Consider the following 16,990-nt stretch of genomic DNA (forward strand, 5'->3'; position numbering starts at 1 on the left):
GCGGCGTCGCTCTGAGTGAGTTCGCGCCGCTCCTCGCGCTGCTGTAGAGTCTCGTCTCGCGCCGCGCGCCGGAAGGCGGAAGCGCACACCGGCCTTCGAGGTCACCAGGTCCTGTGGAGCAGTTTGGAGTGCTCGCCACCCTGTCAAGGTGGAGGCCGCGGGTTCAAATCCCGTCAGGACCGCAGAAGAAGAGCCCGCCACCGGTTACCGGGGCGGGCTCTTCCGTGTGTCTGCGTGTCTGGTCGCTCGGGGGCGCGTGTGGCAGGTTGTGCGTCCCCAGGCATCCCCCGACCCGAGACCGTGTCAGAGTCCGGAGCGCGCCATGACCGTCCCAGCGGACACCCCCACGGACATCCCGGCGGACATCCCGGCCGCCCGATTCCACTTCGACCCTTCCTGCCCCTTCACGTGGCTTACCTCGCGCTGGCTGCTGGAGGTCGCCAAGATGCGTCCGCTGCGGGTGAGTTGGCACCTCATGAGCCTCTCCGTGCTGAACGAGGAGCGCGACGACGACCCGGAGGACGACCCCGAGGGCTACCTCCGGATCCCGGTGCGCGTATGCGCCGCCGTACGCCACGAGCACGGGGAGGAGGCGCTGGCGAGGTTCTACACAGCCCTGTGGACCAAGGAGGCCGAGGACGCCAAGGACGCCTCGGGCGCGGGGCATTGGCTGAACGGTCTCCAGGACTCGCTCGACAGGGCCGGACTTCCCCGCTCGCTCGCCGAGGCGGGCATGACGGACGCCTACGACGGGGCGATCAGGGCGTCGCACGCCCGCGCGGTCGCGCTCGTCGGGAACGGCCTCGGCACCCCGGTGATCGCCGTCGAACCGGCCACCGGAGGCAACGGGAGGGGAGGCGGGAAGGGGACGGCCGGCCGCCGGACCGCCTTCTTCGGTCCCGTCCTGTCCCGGGTGCCGAGGGGCGAGGAAGCAGGACGCCTGTGGGACGGGCTTCTCCTCGTGACCTCGACGCCCGGATTCCACGAGGTCCAGACGTCCCGGCCCTCCGCGCCCTGACCGCCGGGCCCGCCGTGCGCTTCCCGCTGCTCCCGTGCGCCCCGCCCGGCGCGACTTGACGGCTCGTCGGCCCCGCAGTACGTCTCCACAGGGAGGTGGGGCGATCGTGGGGACGACTCCGCAGAACCCGGACCGGAGCAGGACTGCGACAGCGGCGCTTCTGCGCGCGCACCTGTCGGCCGCGAGCCGGTACCGTCATGTGACGCCGCAGTGTCCTGTCTGCCACCGCCTGTTGCGCCTCGTGATGGAGCGCGTTCCGGAGGAGCCCGGGGACGCGGAGGAGGCTCCTGCCTCCAAGTAGTCAATGCCGGTTCCGGATAAGCCAGTTGGGTAGAAGGTCCGGACCGGCGCTGAACCCTCCCCGGCAGGGGAGCGTCCTCTACCCGAGAGTGGCGCATGCCACAAGTAGCGGGAGATGTGACGGGAGTCACCGATTCCACTCCGCATGAGGCGGAAGTTACGGGCTTCTCACCACCCGTCAATTTAATATGTGCAATTGCACTATGCATGAGAGGCCACCGCGGAACCCCGCACTCCGGTGGCCCGTCGCCCCAACTACCCCATGCGCACCAGCAGTAGGAGGGCCCGCGCGGGCCCGCAAGCCGGCCCGTGCGACCGGACCCGAACGGTCAAAGTTTGACCGCAGCGCACAAAAAAGATCGCGCCGGACCCGGCGGAGTCCAGCGCGATCAACGTTCAAGCGCCGTTGGGGACAGCGGCCTGACGCTTCTCATCACGGGCGCCGATCCGGGGTGTGGGCCCCGAATGCGCCCGGATATGCAGTTATTTCGCCTGATCAAACCTCACTGCGCTGCTGCGGGATGCCCGCCAGCAGCGCGCGCACCTCCGCCTCGCGGTAGCGGCGGTGCCCGCCGAGCGTGCGAATCGACGTGAGCTTGCCAGCCTTTGCCCAGCGTGTGACCGTCTTCGGGTCCACGCGGAACATCGTGGCGACCTCAGCAGGGGTCAACAGCGGCTCGGCATCAGGGGTGCGAGCGGTCATGAGCGGCCTCCTCGGAGGAACCGAACCATACGGTTCTTTCCTTGAATTCTGCACCTTGGCCCGCCTTGCCCGATATGGGCGAAGGCAGACCGAGTCGGTTATAGGACGAACGGCTTGTCCTCGGCACTACAACTACACCATCTGTCCAGCCACGTCGGCCAAACCGATGGAATTGCCCTCTGAGGTGTTCAACCTCGACGGAAGCCGATGGACCGTCCCATAACGGACAGTCACCCTGCCGTGACGATCAGTCACAACGTGACCAAGCGGCATCAGACCCACCAAGGAAGGCAATACCGATCTATCCGACCATAGTTGGATGGATGGAGCCCCCGTCGAGCTCCTTGTCCTATTTTGACACGAGGGACGGCTCTGAGAGCAAGGCCCCGGAAAGTGCTATCCGTCACGCTTGAGGCTTTGGCCCCTTTCGGGACCTTGGTCCTGGAGGTCCGCGACGCGAAGCAATCCCCGTTCTGCATCCGAGCCACCGGCCTGTGTTCAGTTCACGAACGCACCGTGAACCCACACCGACCGGCCCGCGCATCAGTTGGCGAACTGCAGTTCCCGTACAGCCCGCCAGCGGTCCGTGAGCCTCTCGTACGCTTCGCCGGCCCGCTCCCCGTCCCCTGCGCGCAGTGCCGCGATCCCCTCCGCGACGTCGGCCGCGGAATGGTCGTCGGCGAGCTGCTCCTCAGGAATCGCGTGCGCCAGGCCGCCGTAGTCCAGTTCGACGAGAGACCGCGGATGGAACTCCTCCAGCCACCGACCCACGTCTACCAGGCCTTCGACGAGCGGCCCCTCCTCCAACTCCTCGCGGAGCACCTTCAGTCCGCGGGCGAGGCGGCGCCGCGCCTGGACCATCGGCGTGCGATAGCGGAGGACGAACTGCTGAACGCTCTCCTCACCGCTTCCGGGCTTCGCAAACTCTTTCTCTTCCGAAGAAAAAAGAACGAACCAGCGCACAGGCACGTGCCAGAGCGCCGTCCTGATCCACGGACGGGCGTCCGGGTTGCGGATCAGCCACCGTTCGTAGTCGGAGGCGGCCTGCCGCCGCACGACGGGCGGCACGGCCGCGTCCAGCACCGTCTGCGGCATCGCCACCTCCTGCTCTCCCGCCGCCTGGGAGAGCGCGGCGAGCGCCTGCCAGCCCCGCAGCCGCGTCCGCCAGGGACACACGCAGACGACCCCGTCGACCTCAGCGACGAACGCGTCCGCACTTTCCCGCACAGGTACTGCCACGGGCGGGGTGGGCAGCAGGTCGGCCAGCGAGCGCCGCAACTCGTCCTGCGCCGTGGGCACCCGCTCCCGCTTGGCGTACCGCACCCAGTGGGCCCGCTCCGGTTCGGGGAACGCGGCCAGGGGCTCGTACACCCGCAGATACGCGGCGTACGGGACGATGGCCGAGGCCTGCTGAGCCACGCGCTTCCTCCAAGATCTGTGACAACGGACCTGCTGCCGCCCTCATTACCGGCGGGTCCGAAGGACAGTTGACTACCACCGATCGTGGCACCGCAACGATGCGGCCGCGCGCAGGCCGTACCCTGCTGTCGACCGGCCCTCGCCGCGGCTCCGCGCCACAAGCGCGGAAGACGGCAAAGAGGGCGTACAACTGCGACATCGGGAGTCACCACCGTGGCTGACGTACGTCCCTCCCCCCGGCACTCCGAGCAGGCGCCCACCGTCAGCGCCGGCGGAGCGAACGGTTCAGGGATCCTGCGCACTCTCTTCCAGTCCGAGATGGGCGGGCATGAGCAAGTCGTGCTGTGCCAGGACCGCGCGAGCGGTCTCAAAGCCGTCATCGCCCTGCACTCCACCGCCCTCGGCCCCGGCCTCGGCGGGACGCGGTTCCACGCCTACACCGGCGAGGAGAACCCCGAGGAGGCGGCCGTGCTGGACGCCCTCAACCTCGCCCGCGGCATGTCCTACAAGAACGCTCTGGCCGGGCTCCCCCACGGCGGCGGCAAGGCAGTGATCATCGGCGACCCCGAGAGGGCCAAGACGGAGGAGCTCCTCCTCGCCTACGGCCGCTTCGTCGCCTCGCTGGGCGGCCGCTACGTCACGGCGTGCGACGTCGGCACGTACGTGCAGGACATGGACGTCATCGCACGCGAGTGCCGCTGGACGACGGGCCGTTCACCCGAGCAGGGCGGCGCCGGCGACTCCTCCGTGCTCACCGCTTTCGGCGTCTTCCAGGGCATGCGCGCCAGCGCGCAGCACCTGTGGGGCGCGCCGACCCTGCGCGGCCGCACGGTCGGCATCGCGGGTGTCGGCAAGGTCGGTCACCACCTCGTCGAGCACCTGCTGGAGGACGGCGCCCGCGTCGTCGTCACCGACGTCCGGACCGAGACGCTGGACCGGGTACGGGCCGCGCACCCCGAGGTCATGGTCGCCGCGGACACCGCGGCGCTGGTCCGCTTCGAGGGGCTGGACGTCTACGCTCCTTGCGCCCTGGGCGGCGCCCTCGACGACGACACGGTCCCGGCCCTCACCGCCCGCGCCGTGTGCGGCGCCGCGAACAACCAGCTGGCGCACCCGGGCGTCGAAAAGGACCTCGCGGACCGCGGCATCCTCTACGCGCCGGACTACGTGGTCAACGCCGGCGGCGTGATCCAGGTGGCCGACGAGCTGCTGGGCTTCGACTTCGCGCGCGCTAAAGCAAAGGCTGCAAAGATCTTCGACACCACGCTCTCCATCTTCGAGCGCGCGGAGACCGACGGCGTCCCGCCTGCGGTGGCCGCCGACCGCATCGCCGAGGCCCGCATGGCCGGTGGCGAAGGTCACTGACTCCGCCCGGGCAAACCGGCCGTACGGCCCGCCGTGAGGGTTCTCATCCACCCCTCGGCGGGTCGATACTCGGACGCACGGTAAAATCAGAGCTGACCAGCGAAGAGAAGGACGTGGAGCACGTCGGTGGACGTCCGTGTCGTGCGGGCGACGTACCGTACGGCGGCGGAAGCAGGTACCGTTGAAGCTCTACGGGCCGACTCTCCTTCGAGGGTCCGCTCTGAATTGTGAACGCGTGTCAAGACTCTGGGGCCGTCGAGCCCCGTCGTTGAGGGGGTCGAGCCATGGGGCGCGGCCGGGCCAAGGCCAAGCAGACGAAGGTCGCCCGCCAGCTGAAGTACAACAGCGGTGGGACAGATCTGTCGCGCCTGGCTGAGGAGCTGGGCGCATCGACGTCGAACGAGCCGCCGAACGGCGACCGCTTCGAGGACGATGAGCAAGACGACGACCCGTACGCACAGTACGCGGACGTGTACAACGACGTGGAGGACGAAGGCGGGTCCTCTGGTACCTCGGCGCAACGCCGGGGCTGACGTCCACAGATTCGTGCCCGGTCCGGCGGAAGCCGGACCGGGTTCTGTGCTGTTCCGGGGCGTAGGACTCCGCGGCGCCCTGGCAGACGCGGCCCCTGCTCCGCTCCGGTCCACAGCCTGTGCGCGGTGCGCTCCGCACAGTCCGTGTGCGCTTCCGCGCCGCCGGGCTCAGCTCGCGTAGTCACCGCTGAGCGTCACCGCCTCGCCGTCCTCCGTCCGTCCGGCGACCTCGCCCGCGACCCACGCGCCGACGCCGCGCTCCTCCAGAGTGGCCAGCACGCCCGCGACCGACTCCGGCGGGACGACGGCGACCATGCCGACGCCCATGTTGAGCGTGCTCTCCAGCTCGGAACGGGCGACGTCCCCCGCCCTGCCCACCAGGTCGAAGACCGCGCCGGGGCTCCACGTCGTCCGGTCTATCCGGGCGTGCAGCTCGTCGGGCATGACGCGGGCGAGGTTGCCCGCGAGTCCGCCGCCCGTGATGTGCGCGAAGGCGTGCACCTCATGCGTGCGGGCGAGGGCCAGGCAGTCGAGCGAGTAGATCTTGGTGGGTTCCAGCAGCTCCTCGCCGAGGGTGCGGCCGAACTCCGGCACGTGGCGTTCCAGGGCCCAGCCCGCGCGTTCGAAGAGCACATGCCGGACCAGCGAGTACCCGTTCGAGTGAAGACCCGAGGAGGCCATGGCGATCACCACGTCCCCCGAACGAATGCGATCGGCGCCCAGCACGGCGTCCGCCTCGACCACGCCGGTGCCGGCGCCCGCGACGTCGTACTCGTCGGGGCCCAGGAGCCCGGGGTGCTCGGCCGTCTCCCCGCCCACGAGAGCGCATCCCGCCAGGACGCATCCCTCGGCGATGCCCTTCACGATCTGCGCGACGCGTTCGGGGACGACCTTGCCCACGCACACGTAGTCCGTCATGAACAGGGGCTCTGCGCCGCAGACGACGAGATCGTCGACGACCATCGCCACCAGATCGTGGCCGATGGTGTCGTGCTGGTCCATGCGCTGGGCGACGGCGACCTTGGTGCCGACGCCGTCCGTGGCCGAGGCCAGCAGGGGACGCTCGTAGCGCTTGAGGGCGGAGGCGTCGAAGAGCCCGGCGAAACCGCCGAGCGCGCCCACCGACTCCGGGCGCTGGGCCTTCTTCACCCACTCCTTCATCAGCTGGACGGCGCGGTCGCCCGCCTCGATGTCCACGCCGGCTGCCGCGTAACTGGCACCGGAAGGTTCAGCAGGCATCAGGGTCAGCTCTCTCGGATCGTCGGGGGTCGGGGCTCTGACGGACGGGGCTCGTGACTGGATTCCGTGACCGGGGCGCGTGGTCCGGTTCCGCGGCCGGAACTCGTGGCGGACTCGGCATGACGAGGAGCCTTCGCCTTCCCGGGCGGCCTACGGGCGGCGGAGCGCGTCGGCGCCGCCGACTCCGGCGGTGAGCGTGCCGACACCGTCGACGTCGGGAATCGTGGCCTGGTCGTTCTGCCCGGATGCGGGCTTCCTGCCCTCGGGCTCCCTCAGGTACTTGCCGAGCAGCTCCGGGTCGGGGAGCGCCATGGGGTACTCGCCGTCGAAGCACGCCCGGCACAGCTGCGACTTCGGGATCGTCGTCGCCTCGGTCATGCCGTCGATGGAGATGAAGGAGAGGGAGTCCGCCCCGAGCGACTTGCCGATCTCCTCCACCGTCAGGCCGTTCGCGATCAGCTCGGCGCGGGTGGCGAAGTCGATGCCGAAGAAGCAGGGCCACTTGATGGGCGGGGACGAGATCCGCACGTGCACCTCGGCGGCCCCCGCCTCGCGGAGCATCCGCACCAGGGCGCGCTGCGTGTTGCCCCGCACGATCGAGTCGTCGACGACGACGAGGCGCTTGCCGCTGATGACTTCCTTCAGCGGGTTGAGCTTCAGACGGATGCCGAGCTGGCGGATCGTCTGGCTGGGCTGGATGAACGTACGGCCCACGTAGCTGTTCTTGACCAGGCCGCTGCCGTAGGGGATGCCGCTGGCCTCCGCGTAGCCGATCGCGGCCGGGGTGCCGGACTCCGGCGTCGCTATGACCATGTCGGCGTCCGCCGGCGCCTCGGCGGCGAGCTTGCGGCCCATCTCCACGCGCGAGAGGTAGACGTTGCGCCCTGCGATGTCGGTGTCGGGCCGGGCCAGGTAGACGTACTCGAAGACGCAGCCCTTGGGCTTTGCTTCCGCGAAACGGCTGGAGCGGAGGCCGTCCTCGTCGATGGCCACCAGCTCGCCGGGCTCGATCTCGCGGATGAAGCTGGCGCCGACGATGTCCAGCGCCGAGGTCTCGCTCGCGACGACCCAGCCCCGCTCGAGGCGGCCGAGGACGAGCGGGCGCACGCCCTGCGCGTCGCGGGCGGCGTAGAGCGTGTGCTCGTCCATGAAGACGAAGGAGAAAGCCCCCTTCACGCGGGGCAGGACGAGGGGGGCGGCCTGCTCGACGGTGAGGGGGGTGCCGTTCTCGTCCGTCTGGCCGGCGAGTAGCGCCGTGACGAGGTCGGTGTCGTTGGTGGCCGCGACCCTCGTGGCCCGGCCGTTGCCCTGAGAGGACTGCGCGGACACGAGGTCGGCGAGCTCCGCCGTGTTGACCAGGTTGCCGTTGTGTCCGAGCGCGATCGAACCGTGCCCGGTGGCGCGGAAGGTCGGCTGGGCGTTCTCCCAGACGGACGCACCGGTCGTCGAGTAGCGCGCGTGGCCGATGGCGATGTGGCCGCGCAGGGAGCCGAGGGAGGTCTCGTCGAACACCTGGGAGACCAGGCCCATGTCCTTGAAGACCAGGATCTGGGAACCGTTGCTCACTGCGATGCCCGCGGACTCCTGACCGCGGTGCTGCAGCGCGTACAGACCGAAATACGTGAGCTTCGCGACCTCTTCCCCGGGAGCCCAGACACCGAAGACGCCGCAGGCGTCCTGGGGGCCCTTCTCCGAGGGGAGCAGGTCGTGGCTGAGTCGTCCGTCACCACGTGGCACGCCATCGAGTCTAGGACAGGTGGCGCGTTGCTCCGAATCGGGGACATGCTCTGCGAATCGGGTGACACGGCCGCTACCTGCGGTGACGGGCCCCCCGCGCGGTTCCGCGGGCGGGCCCCGTCAGCCCATCAGCGGCAACTGGCCCTCCAGATCCGCCCGTTCACCGCTCGCCTGGACGGCATGTGCGGCGCGGGCGTCCGCCCATCCGACCCGTCCGGTCGCCAGCCTGACCCACGTGAGGGGGTCGGTCTCGACGACGTTGGGCGGGGTGCCCCGGGTATGACGCGGGCCCTCGACGCACTGCACGACGGCGAACGGCGGGACGCGCACCTCCACGGACGAGCCCGGCGCCTTCGCGGCGAGCGCGTCCGTGAGGACGCGCACCGTGGCGGCGAGAGCGAGGCGGTCGAGGGTGACGGCGGTGCGGGTGGCCCGGGCCAGGTCGTCGCTGTGGACCACCAGCTCCACGAGGCGGGTGACGCTGAAGTCGAGCATCCGCATGGCGCCGAAGCCGTGCGGGATGAGCAGATCGGTCCGTACGGCGGACTCCAGGACGGGCTCGAACTGCGCGACGGCCTCGTCGATGCGGGCGAGGGCGTCGGACGTTCGCGCGGACTGCTCGCGCGTCTCCCGGTCCAGATCGCCCGCCGCCGAGGCGGTGGAGAGCGCCCAGGTGGACAGGTCCACACCGGGGGCCTTGGCGTCGGCCTCGGGGCCGGCGAGGTAGCGGGGCACGGCGTCGATCTGCAGGGCGATGTGGACGAGGAGCTGGTCCACGTCCCAGCCGGGCAGCCCCGAGGGAAGGGCGCGCTGCTCGGCGGTCAGCGCGTGTGCGGCAGCGGCGACGGCCTCGACCTGGCCGATGAGGGCCTTCCGGACCTTCGCGGGGTCGTAGCTGCGCTTGGGCGGACGGCTGCTGCGTTTGGCTGGCGGCATGGTCACGAGATTAGAGGGTGCCCGGGGCTGCCCGTGGCGTCCTGGTCGGCCGTGGGGCCGGTGGGGCAGTCGAGGCGGGTGGGACAGCCAGGGCGGATGGGACGGACGTCTCGCGGGGAGCGCCCGGGCGTCCTCAGCCCGTGCTCTCCCGGGTGACCAGCCGGTGCGGGGCGTGCAGCGTCGTGTGCGGCGCCTCGGGGTCGCCCGCCACACGCGCGAGCAGCGCCTCCACTGCGAGGTTCGCGAGCTGTGTCTTGTCCGGGGCGACGGTGCTCAGCGAGGGGACGCAGTAGCGCGTCTCCTCGACGTCGTCGAAGCCGATCACCGCGATGTCGCCGGGGACTTCGCGGCCCGCGTCGTACGCGGCCCGTACGACGCCCGAGGCCAGCAGGTCGGAGAAGCAGAACACCGCGTCGGGCGGCTCCCGCAGCGCGAGGAGGCTCCGCATGGCCGTCATGCCGTCCGCACGGGTGAACGCCGGGACGTACGGGGTGAGTTCGGGCTCGTGCCGCAGGCCGGCGGACTCCAGTGCCTTGACGTAGCCGCGTGCGCGCTGCTGCGAGGTGGTGAACAGCGGATCGGCCTGGAACCCGACCGCGGCGATCCGGCGCCGGCCGCACGCCAGCAGGTAGGCGGTGGCCTCCTGCGCGGCCATGACGTTGTCGATCAGGACGTGGTCGGCGGGCACCTCGTAGTCGCGCTCGCCGAGCAGCACGAGGGGGACGCGGCGCTCGCGGCGGGCGAGGGTGGCCTGGTCGAGGCGCTGCGGTGAGAGCAGCACGCCGTCGATGAGGGGGTCGGACATGCCGCAGGCGACGCGGAGTTCGGCCGCGGGGTCGCCTCCGGTGTCCTCGATGAGGACGGAGACGTCGCGTTCGCGGGCGGCGGCGATCACCGCGGCCGCCAGCTCCGCGAAGTAGGGCTGCACGAGTTCGGGCACGGCGAGGGCGATGACTCCGCTGCGGCCGGTGCGCAGGTGGCGTGCGGACGCGTTGGGCCGGTAGTCGAGTTCGGCGATGGCCTTCAGGACGCGCTGGCGGGTGGGTTCGGAGACCCGCGCGTTGCCCCGTACGACGTTGGAAACCGTCTTGATCGAGACGCCCGCACGCTCCGCGACGTCCTTGAGCCTCGTCACGGCCATGCCACTCCCCTCGGGCCGCGCCGGCCCGCATCGCTCCCGTCTCGCCCCGCCTGCCGCACGGGCACCGTCTGCCGGCGCCCGTCGGCGCGGAGCCCGTGCCGAACACCCGGCGGAGAAAGATCTGCCCGATGTGTTGACGACAGATTACGCCCTGAGTACAACGTTGGAACACCGAAAACCGGCTGGCTCGACGGGCACCTCCCGGCGCACCTCCCGGTCGATTACAACGTTGAACGGGCGTGATGCGCATGCAGGGCAGGAGGAGGTTCCTCGGCGCTGCCGGCGGTCTCGCCGCGGCCGGGGCGCTCAGCGGCTGCAGCAGTGCGGTCGGGCAGGCCTTCACCGGATCCGCGGGCCCGCCGTCGCTGCTCAACTTCTGGCACCCGTTCACCGGCGGGGACGGCGCGCAGCTCGTCGCGATGCAGGACAAGTACCGCAAGCGCAGGCCGGGCACCGACCTGAAGTCGACGACGATGGTGTGGGGCGCCCCGTACTACACCAAGCTCACGCTGGCGACGCTCGGCGGCCGCCCGCCCCAGGTCGCCATCACCCACATGTCCCGGCTGCCCACCCTGGCCGCGTCCGGCCTGCTGCGCGACATCTCCCGCTCCGAGCTCGCCGAGCACGGCATGCAGGCGTCCCGCTTCAACAAGGCCGCCTTCCGCAGGGCGCACCTCGACGGCAAGCTCTACGCGCTGCCGCTGGACACGCACCCCTTCGTCCTCTTCTTCCGAAAGAAGATCGCGGAGAAGGCCGGACTGCTCGACGGCGACGGCGAGCTGAAGGACCTCGACGGACCGGACAAGTTCCTCGACGCGATGCGTGCGGCGAAGGAGGTCACCGGTGTCTGGGGCGGCTCCGTCGCGTCCATCAAGGACCCCGGCACCAACTGGCGCATCTTCTGGACCCTCTACCGGCAGCTCGGCGCCGACCTCGTCGCCGACGGCGGGCGGAAGGTCGTCATGGACGTCGGCGCCGCCGAGGAGGCCCTGGCCTACATACGCCGGATGACCGCCGAGAAGCTGGTGCCCACCGGCATCGACTACACCAGCTCCCTCACCCTGCTGACCTCCGGCAAGGCGGGATTCCTGATGGACGGCGAGTGGCAGCTCCCCGCCGTACGGGACGCCGTCAAGGAGGACTTCGGCATGCGGACCTTCCCGCGGATATTCCGGGACGGCCCCTACGCGTGCGCGGCCGACTCGCACGCCTTCATCCTCCCCGCCGCCCCGTCCGAGAAGGCCCAGCGGACCGAGCGGTCACTGGCGTTCACACGCGCGATGCTCGACTCCAGCCTCGACTGGGCCAAGGGCGGCCACATCCCCGCCTGGGAGCCCACGGCGCGCTCCGACGCCTACGGCGACCTGAGGCCGCAGGCCGACTACGCGTCCGCGGCGGACGGAGCGGCCTACGACCCGGCCGCCTGGTACGCCGGCGCGGACAGCATCCTCTACCGGCGGTGCGCCGGCGCCATCGCGTCCGTGCAGGCGGGCCGTGCCCGCCCGGCCGCGGCCGCGGACGCCATCCACGGCGCCGTACGGGAACTGGCGAAGATGGAGGCCCCCGTATGAGCACGGCACCCATGAGCACCGCGCGTACGACCACCGCACGTACGGGCACCGCGGCCGGACAGGCGGCCAGGACCACGGGCAGCCGGTGGACGGCGTCCGGGATGCTGCTGCCCTTCGGGGCGTTCTACGTGGTCTTCCTGCTGGGCCCGCTCGTCTACACGGCCGTCGCCGGTTTCTTCAACGGGAGCCTGGTCAAGGGCGGTCTGGGCGACTGGGTCGGCCTGAAGAACTACGCGGAGGCCTTCGGCGCGCCCGAGTTCTGGTCCAGCCTGGGCAACACCCTGTGGTTCACGGTGCTGACGACGGTGCCGCTGATCGTCCTGGCGCTGGCGCTGGCCCTGATGACCGACCGCTTCTCACGCGGCAAGTGGTTCTTCCGGCTCGCGTTCTTCGCCCCCTTCATGCTGCCGTCCTCGGTCATCTCGCTGCTGTTCATGTGGATCTACGCGGACGAGATCGGGCTCGCGCAGGCCACCGTCAAACTGCTCGGCGGCCAGGCTCCGCCCTCCTGGCTGGGCGACCCGAACTGGGCGATGATCTCGATCGCCGCGGCGACCGTGTGGTGGACCGTCGGCTTCAACTTCGTCATCTACCTGGCGGCGCTGCAGGAGATCCCCCGCGAGGTGCACGAGGCCGCCGCGATGGACGGAGCGGGACCCTGGCAGCGGCTGCGGCTCGTGGTCGTACCGATGCTGGGGCGGGCCACGACGCTGGTGGCGGTGCTCCAGCTCGTCGCGTCGCTCAAGGTGTTCGACCAGATCTACATGATGACCAACGGCGGCCCGGAGGACTCCACAAGGCCCTCCCTGCTGTACGTCTACCAGACCGGCTTCACCGACAGCCGGACCGGATACGCCTCGACGGTCTCCCTGCTGCTGTTCGTCATCATCCTGCTGATCTCACTCGTCTGGTTCGCCCTGATCCGGCGCACCGAGAAGGAGGCCTGAGCGATGGCCACCCTCACCTCCGCCGCGTCCGGCACCCCCGAGGCGGCCAGCGGCGGCACGGGCGCCGGGAAGGCGGGACGCGGCGCGGCCGCGCGCCGCACCGACTCCGAGCGGCTCTTCAACCGCGTCACGCTCGGCGTGCTCATCGCCCTCGCGCTGCTGTGGCTGGTGCCGCTGGCGTGGGCGTTCGCCACGTCGGTCCGCCCGCCCGGCGAACTCGCCACGAACCCCACGTCGTGGGTCGCGGACAACCCGACGCTCGCCAACTACCGCGAGGTCCTCTCCGCGGGCCGCATCCCGTACTGGTACGTGAACAGCTTCATCACGGCGGCGCTGACGACGCTGCTCAGCGTGTTCACGGCCTCGCTGGCCGCCTTCGCGCTCTCCCGGCTGAGGTTCCGCTACCGCAGGCCGGTCTTCCTGGCCATCCTCGCCGGCGTCATGATCCCGCCGCAGCTGCTGATGATCCCGCACTTCCTGACGCTGCAGGCCACGGGCATGCTGAACACCTACTGGGCGGTGATCCTCCCGCAGGTTCCGAACGTCGTCGCCGTCTTCGTCTTCAAGCAGTTCTTCGACGGCATCCCCGTCGAACTGACGGACGCCGCACGGGCGGACGGCGCGAGCTGGCTGCGGATCTACTGGCAGATCGTGATGCCGCTCTCCCGCCCGGCCATCTCGGCGGTGACGATCTTCGTCTTCGTATGGACGTGGAACAACTTCCTCTGGCCGCTCCTGGCGGTCACCGATCCGCAGATGATGACGCTGCCGGTGGGCCTCACCTCCGTACAGGACGCCTTCGGGCTGCCGCAGGCGCAGCTGATGGCCTCCGCGGTCCTCGGCGCCCTGCCGCTGCTGACGGTCTTCCTCTTCTTCCAGCGGCGGATCGTCGAAGGCATCGCCGGCACCGGCCTGAAGTGACCGCGGGGCGGGATCCGGGAGGCCGGCACCCCGCCCTCGCCCCAGCCCCGCCCGGGGGCCGGGCCCGTCCGGGGCCGGATCCCGGCGTCAGCGCGAGCCCGAGCCTGAGCCCGAGCCCGAGCACAGCACCAAGAGAGGCACGTACCGCATGACCGACCAGTCCGCCGGCACCGCCCGCGTCACCATCGACCCCGACTTCGGCCTCGGCACCGTCGACCCCCGCCTGTACGGGACGTTCGTCGAGCACATGGGCCGCTGCGTGTACACGGGCATCTACGAACCGGCCCACTCCACCGCCGACGAGCACGGCTTCCGCGGCGACGTGGCCGGACTCGTGCGCGAACTGGGCACGGGCCTCGTCCGCTACCCGGGCGGCAACTTCGTCTCCGGCTACCACTGGGAGGACGGCATCGGCCCCGCCGAGGACCGCCCCCGCCGCCTCGACCTGGCCTGGCGCAGCATCGAGACGAACCAGGTCGGCACGGACGAGTTCCTCGGCTGGGCCCGCCGCCAGGGCGTCGAGCCGATGATGGCCGTCAACCTGGGCACCCGCGGCATCGACGCCGCCCGTGCCCTCGTCGAGTACTGCAACATCCCCGGCGGCACGGCCTGGTCGGACCTGCGCGTGCGGCACGGCGCCCGTGACCCGCACGGCGTGAAGCTGTGGTGCCTCGGCAACGAGATGGACGGGCCCTGGCAGACGGGCCACACCACGGCCGTCGAGTACGGGAGGCTCGCGGCGCAGGCCGGGAAGGCGATGCGCCAGGTCGACCCGTCCATCGAACTGGTCGCATGCGGGAGTTCCAACGCCGAGATGCCCACCTTCGGCGAGTGGGAGCGCGAGGTGCTGCACGAGACCTACGACGAGGTCGACTACCTCTCCCTGCACGCGTACTACGAGGAGAAGGACGGAGACCGCGCCGGCTTCCTCGCCAGCGGCGCCCAGATGGACGCCTACATCTCCGACATCGTCGCCACCGCGGACCACGTACGCGCCGTCCGCCGCAGCAGCAAGCGGATGAAGCTCTCCTTCGACGAGTGGAACGTCTGGTACCAGTCCCGCTTCCCCGGCGAGCGCGCCCTGCCCCTCGAGGAGACGCCGCGGCTGATCGAGGACACCTACAGCGTGACCGACGCGGCCGTCGTCGGCTCGCTCCTGATGACGCTGCTGCGGCACGCGGACCGGGTGGCGATCGCCTGCCTGGCCCAGCTGGTCAACGTCATCGGCCCGATCCGCTCGGAACCCGGCGGCCCCTCTTGGCGGCAGACGACCTTCCACCCCTTCGCGCTCACCGCGAAGTACGCCCGGGGCACCGTGCTGCGCACCGAGGTCTCCGGCCCGGTGATCGAGACGCGGCGGCACGGTCCCGTCGACGCCCTGGACACGGCCACGACGCTCGACCCGGAGACGGGAGCCCTGACGGTCCTGGCCGTCAACCGCGGCCAGGAGCACGACCTGCACCTCCGCGCGGCCCTGCGCGGCTTCGGCGCCCGGTACCGCGTCCTCGAGCACCTCATGATCGCGGACGAGGACCCGGACGCCGCGAACACCCAGGAGCACCCGGACCGCGTCACGCCGCAGTCCGTGAACGGGACCCGCGTCTCCGGCGAGGGCGAGCTGGAGGCCCTGCTGCCTCCCGTGTCGTGGAGCATCATCAGGCTGGCTCCGGAGGACGGGGCGTGATCTCCGGCTTGTCGGAGCCCGCGCCGTTCCTGCGGCCCGGTGGCCCCTGAGCTCCTGGGTCTGTGCGTCCGCGCTGAGCCCGGAGCAGCGGCGCGGCGCCGCCCGTGTGACCCGTTCACCGGGCGGCGCCGCGCGCGCGGGGCCGCGAGTCCACGGGCGCGCGCACCGCGCCGTCACCGGGCGCCCGCTACCAGCCGGGGAGCCGGGCGCGGCGAAGACACGACGGGGTCATCCGGGTGATATCACCTCTCGCGCATGCATGACTACGCTCTGGCACGGCAGTACGTACGTATGACTCCTCGATCACGCACCAGCACGCGACGAATATTCCTGGGCGGGGTGCTCCTCGCGGGCGCCACCGCCGCACACTCCCGGACCTCCTTCGCCAACGGATCCGGCAGCGACGCCAAGAACGCCGCCCGGCGGGCCGCCTCCCGCGGCGCGATACGCCCGCAGTCCTCCTACCGCCTGCAGCCGCAGGCGGGCGCGCAGTCGCCCGGGCTCCGTCCCAGCACGTCCGTGACCTACACACTGGAGGCCGCCGAAGGACGGCGAATAGCCCTGACCTTCGACGACGGCCCCGACCCCGTCTACACCCCGCAGATCCTGGACGTACTGCGCCGCTACAAGGTGCCCGCCACGTTCTGCGTGCTCGGCGAGAACGCCGTCCTGAACCCCGGGCTCCTGCAGGCCATCGCCGACGGCGGCCATCTGATCGCCAACCACTCCTGGAGCCACCCGGCCCTCCCCAGGCTGAGCACCGCGAAGGCCCGCAAGGAGCTCTCCAGGACGAGCGAACTCATCGAGGACACGGTGGGCAGCCCGCCTATGTGGGCCCGCGCGCCCTACGGCTACTGGAGCGAGGAGACGCTGGAGCTGTCGGCGGGCCTCGGCATGAGCCCGCTGGGGTGGTCCGTCGACACCGGCGACTGGCGGCAGCCCGGCGTCCCCTCGATCGTCTCGGCGGTCGTGGACAACGTGCGCGCCGGCTCGATCGTCCTCTCGCACGACGGGGGCGCCGACGCGGCCCAGACCGTCGCCGCGCTCCACGACTACCTGCCCCAGCTGATCGACGAAGGCTGGACCCTCTCGCTGCCGCCGGTCGACGGGCCCGTCGGCGCGTACCGGGGCGACGGCGCCGGGAGCACCCCGGCGGACGCCGACGCAGCCACGTCGGGCGAGCGCATGCGGCCCGCTGCCCGGTGAGGCCCCGGGGAGGGCGCGCGAGGCCCGCGCGGCAGCCCTTCCCGGTGTGAGCCGAGCCAGTGCCCAGTCGAGCCGGTGCCAGTCGAGCCGGCGTCCCCTTCGGATCCCGGGGACGGCGCCTGCCCGGAGATCCGGATCCGCGCCCCGGGCGCGGATCCGGAACAGCCGGCGAACCGGAGGAGGAGGCCCTAGCTGTATTGATCACGGGCGTTGTTGACACTCGTGGGTCTTGATCATGACGAAGACCTCCGGTGTGGTGGAGCTGTCTAG

At 70.9% G+C, this 16,990-nt stretch carries 15 protein-coding genes and 1 tRNA gene; 10 read left to right on the forward strand and 6 right to left on the reverse strand.

Annotation, left to right across the window (positions count from 1 at the left end; genetic code table 11):
- Nucleotides 1-107 precede the first annotated feature (107 nt).
- The 3 genes from IEY56_RS25480 to IEY56_RS28710 all read left to right on the forward strand — a co-directional run bounded on the left by IEY56_RS25480 (nucleotide 108) and on the right by IEY56_RS28710 (nucleotide 1,319).
- Nucleotides 108-182 (forward strand) — tRNA-Asp (locus tag IEY56_RS25480).
- A 140-nt stretch (nucleotides 183-322) separates the two neighbouring features.
- Complete coding sequence (locus tag IEY56_RS25485) at nucleotides 323-1,018, forward strand: mycothiol-dependent nitroreductase Rv2466c family protein (protein WP_189039616.1); 696 nt, start codon at nucleotides 323-325, stop codon at nucleotides 1,016-1,018.
- Between the two features lie 106 nt (nucleotides 1,019-1,124).
- The gene (locus tag IEY56_RS28710; protein WP_229712196.1) at nucleotides 1,125-1,319 is read left to right on the forward strand and encodes a DUF6274 family protein; all 195 of its coding nucleotides are present in this window, start codon (nucleotides 1,125-1,127) and stop codon (nucleotides 1,317-1,319) included.
- Between the two features lie 495 nt (nucleotides 1,320-1,814).
- Here the strand turns inward: IEY56_RS28710 and bldC are convergent, their stop codons facing one another.
- Nucleotides 1,815-2,021, reverse strand: coding sequence for a developmental transcriptional regulator BldC (gene bldC, locus IEY56_RS25490; protein ID WP_027749187.1), 207 nt, complete (start codon nucleotides 2,019-2,021; stop codon nucleotides 1,815-1,817).
- A gap of 543 nt (nucleotides 2,022-2,564) precedes the next feature.
- Nucleotides 2,565-3,440, reverse strand: coding sequence for a DUF8083 family protein (locus IEY56_RS25495; protein ID WP_189039617.1), 876 nt, complete (start codon nucleotides 3,438-3,440; stop codon nucleotides 2,565-2,567).
- A 318-nt stretch (nucleotides 3,441-3,758) separates the two neighbouring features.
- Between IEY56_RS25495 and IEY56_RS25500 the strand changes: the two genes are divergently transcribed.
- Together IEY56_RS25500 and IEY56_RS25505 are read left to right on the forward strand one after the other, a co-directional pair.
- Entirely contained in the window at nucleotides 3,759-4,805 is a 1,047-nt protein-coding gene (locus IEY56_RS25500; protein ID WP_189039636.1) for a Leu/Phe/Val dehydrogenase, read from the forward strand.
- 284 nt (nucleotides 4,806-5,089) lie between these two features.
- Nucleotides 5,090-5,338: a DUF3073 domain-containing protein gene (locus IEY56_RS25505; protein WP_189039618.1), complete on the forward strand. Its 249-nt coding sequence runs from the start codon at nucleotides 5,090-5,092 to the stop codon at nucleotides 5,336-5,338.
- Between the two features lie 168 nt (nucleotides 5,339-5,506).
- Here the strand turns inward: IEY56_RS25505 and purM are convergent, their stop codons facing one another.
- The 4 genes from purM to IEY56_RS25525 all read right to left on the reverse strand — a co-directional run bounded on the left by purM (nucleotide 5,507) and on the right by IEY56_RS25525 (nucleotide 10,391).
- Nucleotides 5,507-6,577, reverse strand: coding sequence for a phosphoribosylformylglycinamidine cyclo-ligase (gene purM / locus IEY56_RS25510; protein ID WP_189039619.1), 1,071 nt, complete (start codon nucleotides 6,575-6,577; stop codon nucleotides 5,507-5,509).
- 150 nt (nucleotides 6,578-6,727) lie between these two features.
- A complete protein-coding gene (purF, locus tag IEY56_RS25515; protein ID WP_189039620.1) occupies nucleotides 6,728-8,314 on the reverse strand; it encodes an amidophosphoribosyltransferase in 1,587 nt (528 codons plus the stop codon).
- A 120-nt stretch (nucleotides 8,315-8,434) separates the two neighbouring features.
- On the reverse strand, nucleotides 8,435-9,250 hold the full coding sequence (locus tag IEY56_RS25520; RefSeq protein ID WP_189039621.1) for a maleylpyruvate isomerase family mycothiol-dependent enzyme: 816 nt from the start codon (nucleotides 9,248-9,250) through the stop codon (nucleotides 8,435-8,437).
- 133 nt (nucleotides 9,251-9,383) lie between these two features.
- A complete protein-coding gene (locus tag IEY56_RS25525; RefSeq protein ID WP_189039622.1) occupies nucleotides 9,384-10,391 on the reverse strand; it encodes a LacI family DNA-binding transcriptional regulator in 1,008 nt (335 codons plus the stop codon).
- A 242-nt stretch (nucleotides 10,392-10,633) separates the two neighbouring features.
- Here IEY56_RS25525 and IEY56_RS25530 point away from each other — a divergent pair, with 242 nt between their 5' ends.
- From IEY56_RS25530 to IEY56_RS25550, 5 genes are all read left to right on the forward strand, one after another.
- Nucleotides 10,634-11,962: an extracellular solute-binding protein gene (locus IEY56_RS25530; RefSeq protein ID WP_229712201.1), complete on the forward strand. Its 1,329-nt coding sequence runs from the start codon at nucleotides 10,634-10,636 to the stop codon at nucleotides 11,960-11,962.
- A complete protein-coding gene (locus IEY56_RS25535; RefSeq protein WP_229712197.1) occupies nucleotides 11,959-12,909 on the forward strand; it encodes a carbohydrate ABC transporter permease in 951 nt (316 codons plus the stop codon). Before IEY56_RS25530 ends, IEY56_RS25535 begins: the two co-directional genes overlap by 4 nt.
- Nucleotides 12,910-12,912: 3 nt before the next feature.
- Nucleotides 12,913-13,830 carry a carbohydrate ABC transporter permease gene (locus IEY56_RS25540; protein ID WP_189039624.1) on the forward strand — a complete coding sequence of 306 codons (918 nt, stop codon included), beginning with the start codon at nucleotides 12,913-12,915 and terminating at the stop codon, nucleotides 13,828-13,830.
- Nucleotides 13,831-13,978: 148 nt separating this feature from the next.
- Complete coding sequence (gene arfA / locus IEY56_RS25545) at nucleotides 13,979-15,514, forward strand: arabinosylfuranosidase ArfA (protein WP_189039625.1); 1,536 nt, start codon at nucleotides 13,979-13,981, stop codon at nucleotides 15,512-15,514.
- A gap of 255 nt (nucleotides 15,515-15,769) precedes the next feature.
- Nucleotides 15,770-16,720 carry a polysaccharide deacetylase family protein gene (locus tag IEY56_RS25550; protein WP_189039626.1) on the forward strand — a complete coding sequence of 317 codons (951 nt, stop codon included), beginning with the start codon at nucleotides 15,770-15,772 and terminating at the stop codon, nucleotides 16,718-16,720.
- Nucleotides 16,721-16,990 lie beyond the last annotated feature (270 nt).

Source organism: Streptomyces daqingensis, from assembly GCF_014645895.1.
Taxonomy (GTDB): domain Bacteria; phylum Actinomycetota; class Actinomycetes; order Streptomycetales; family Streptomycetaceae; genus Streptomyces; species Streptomyces daqingensis.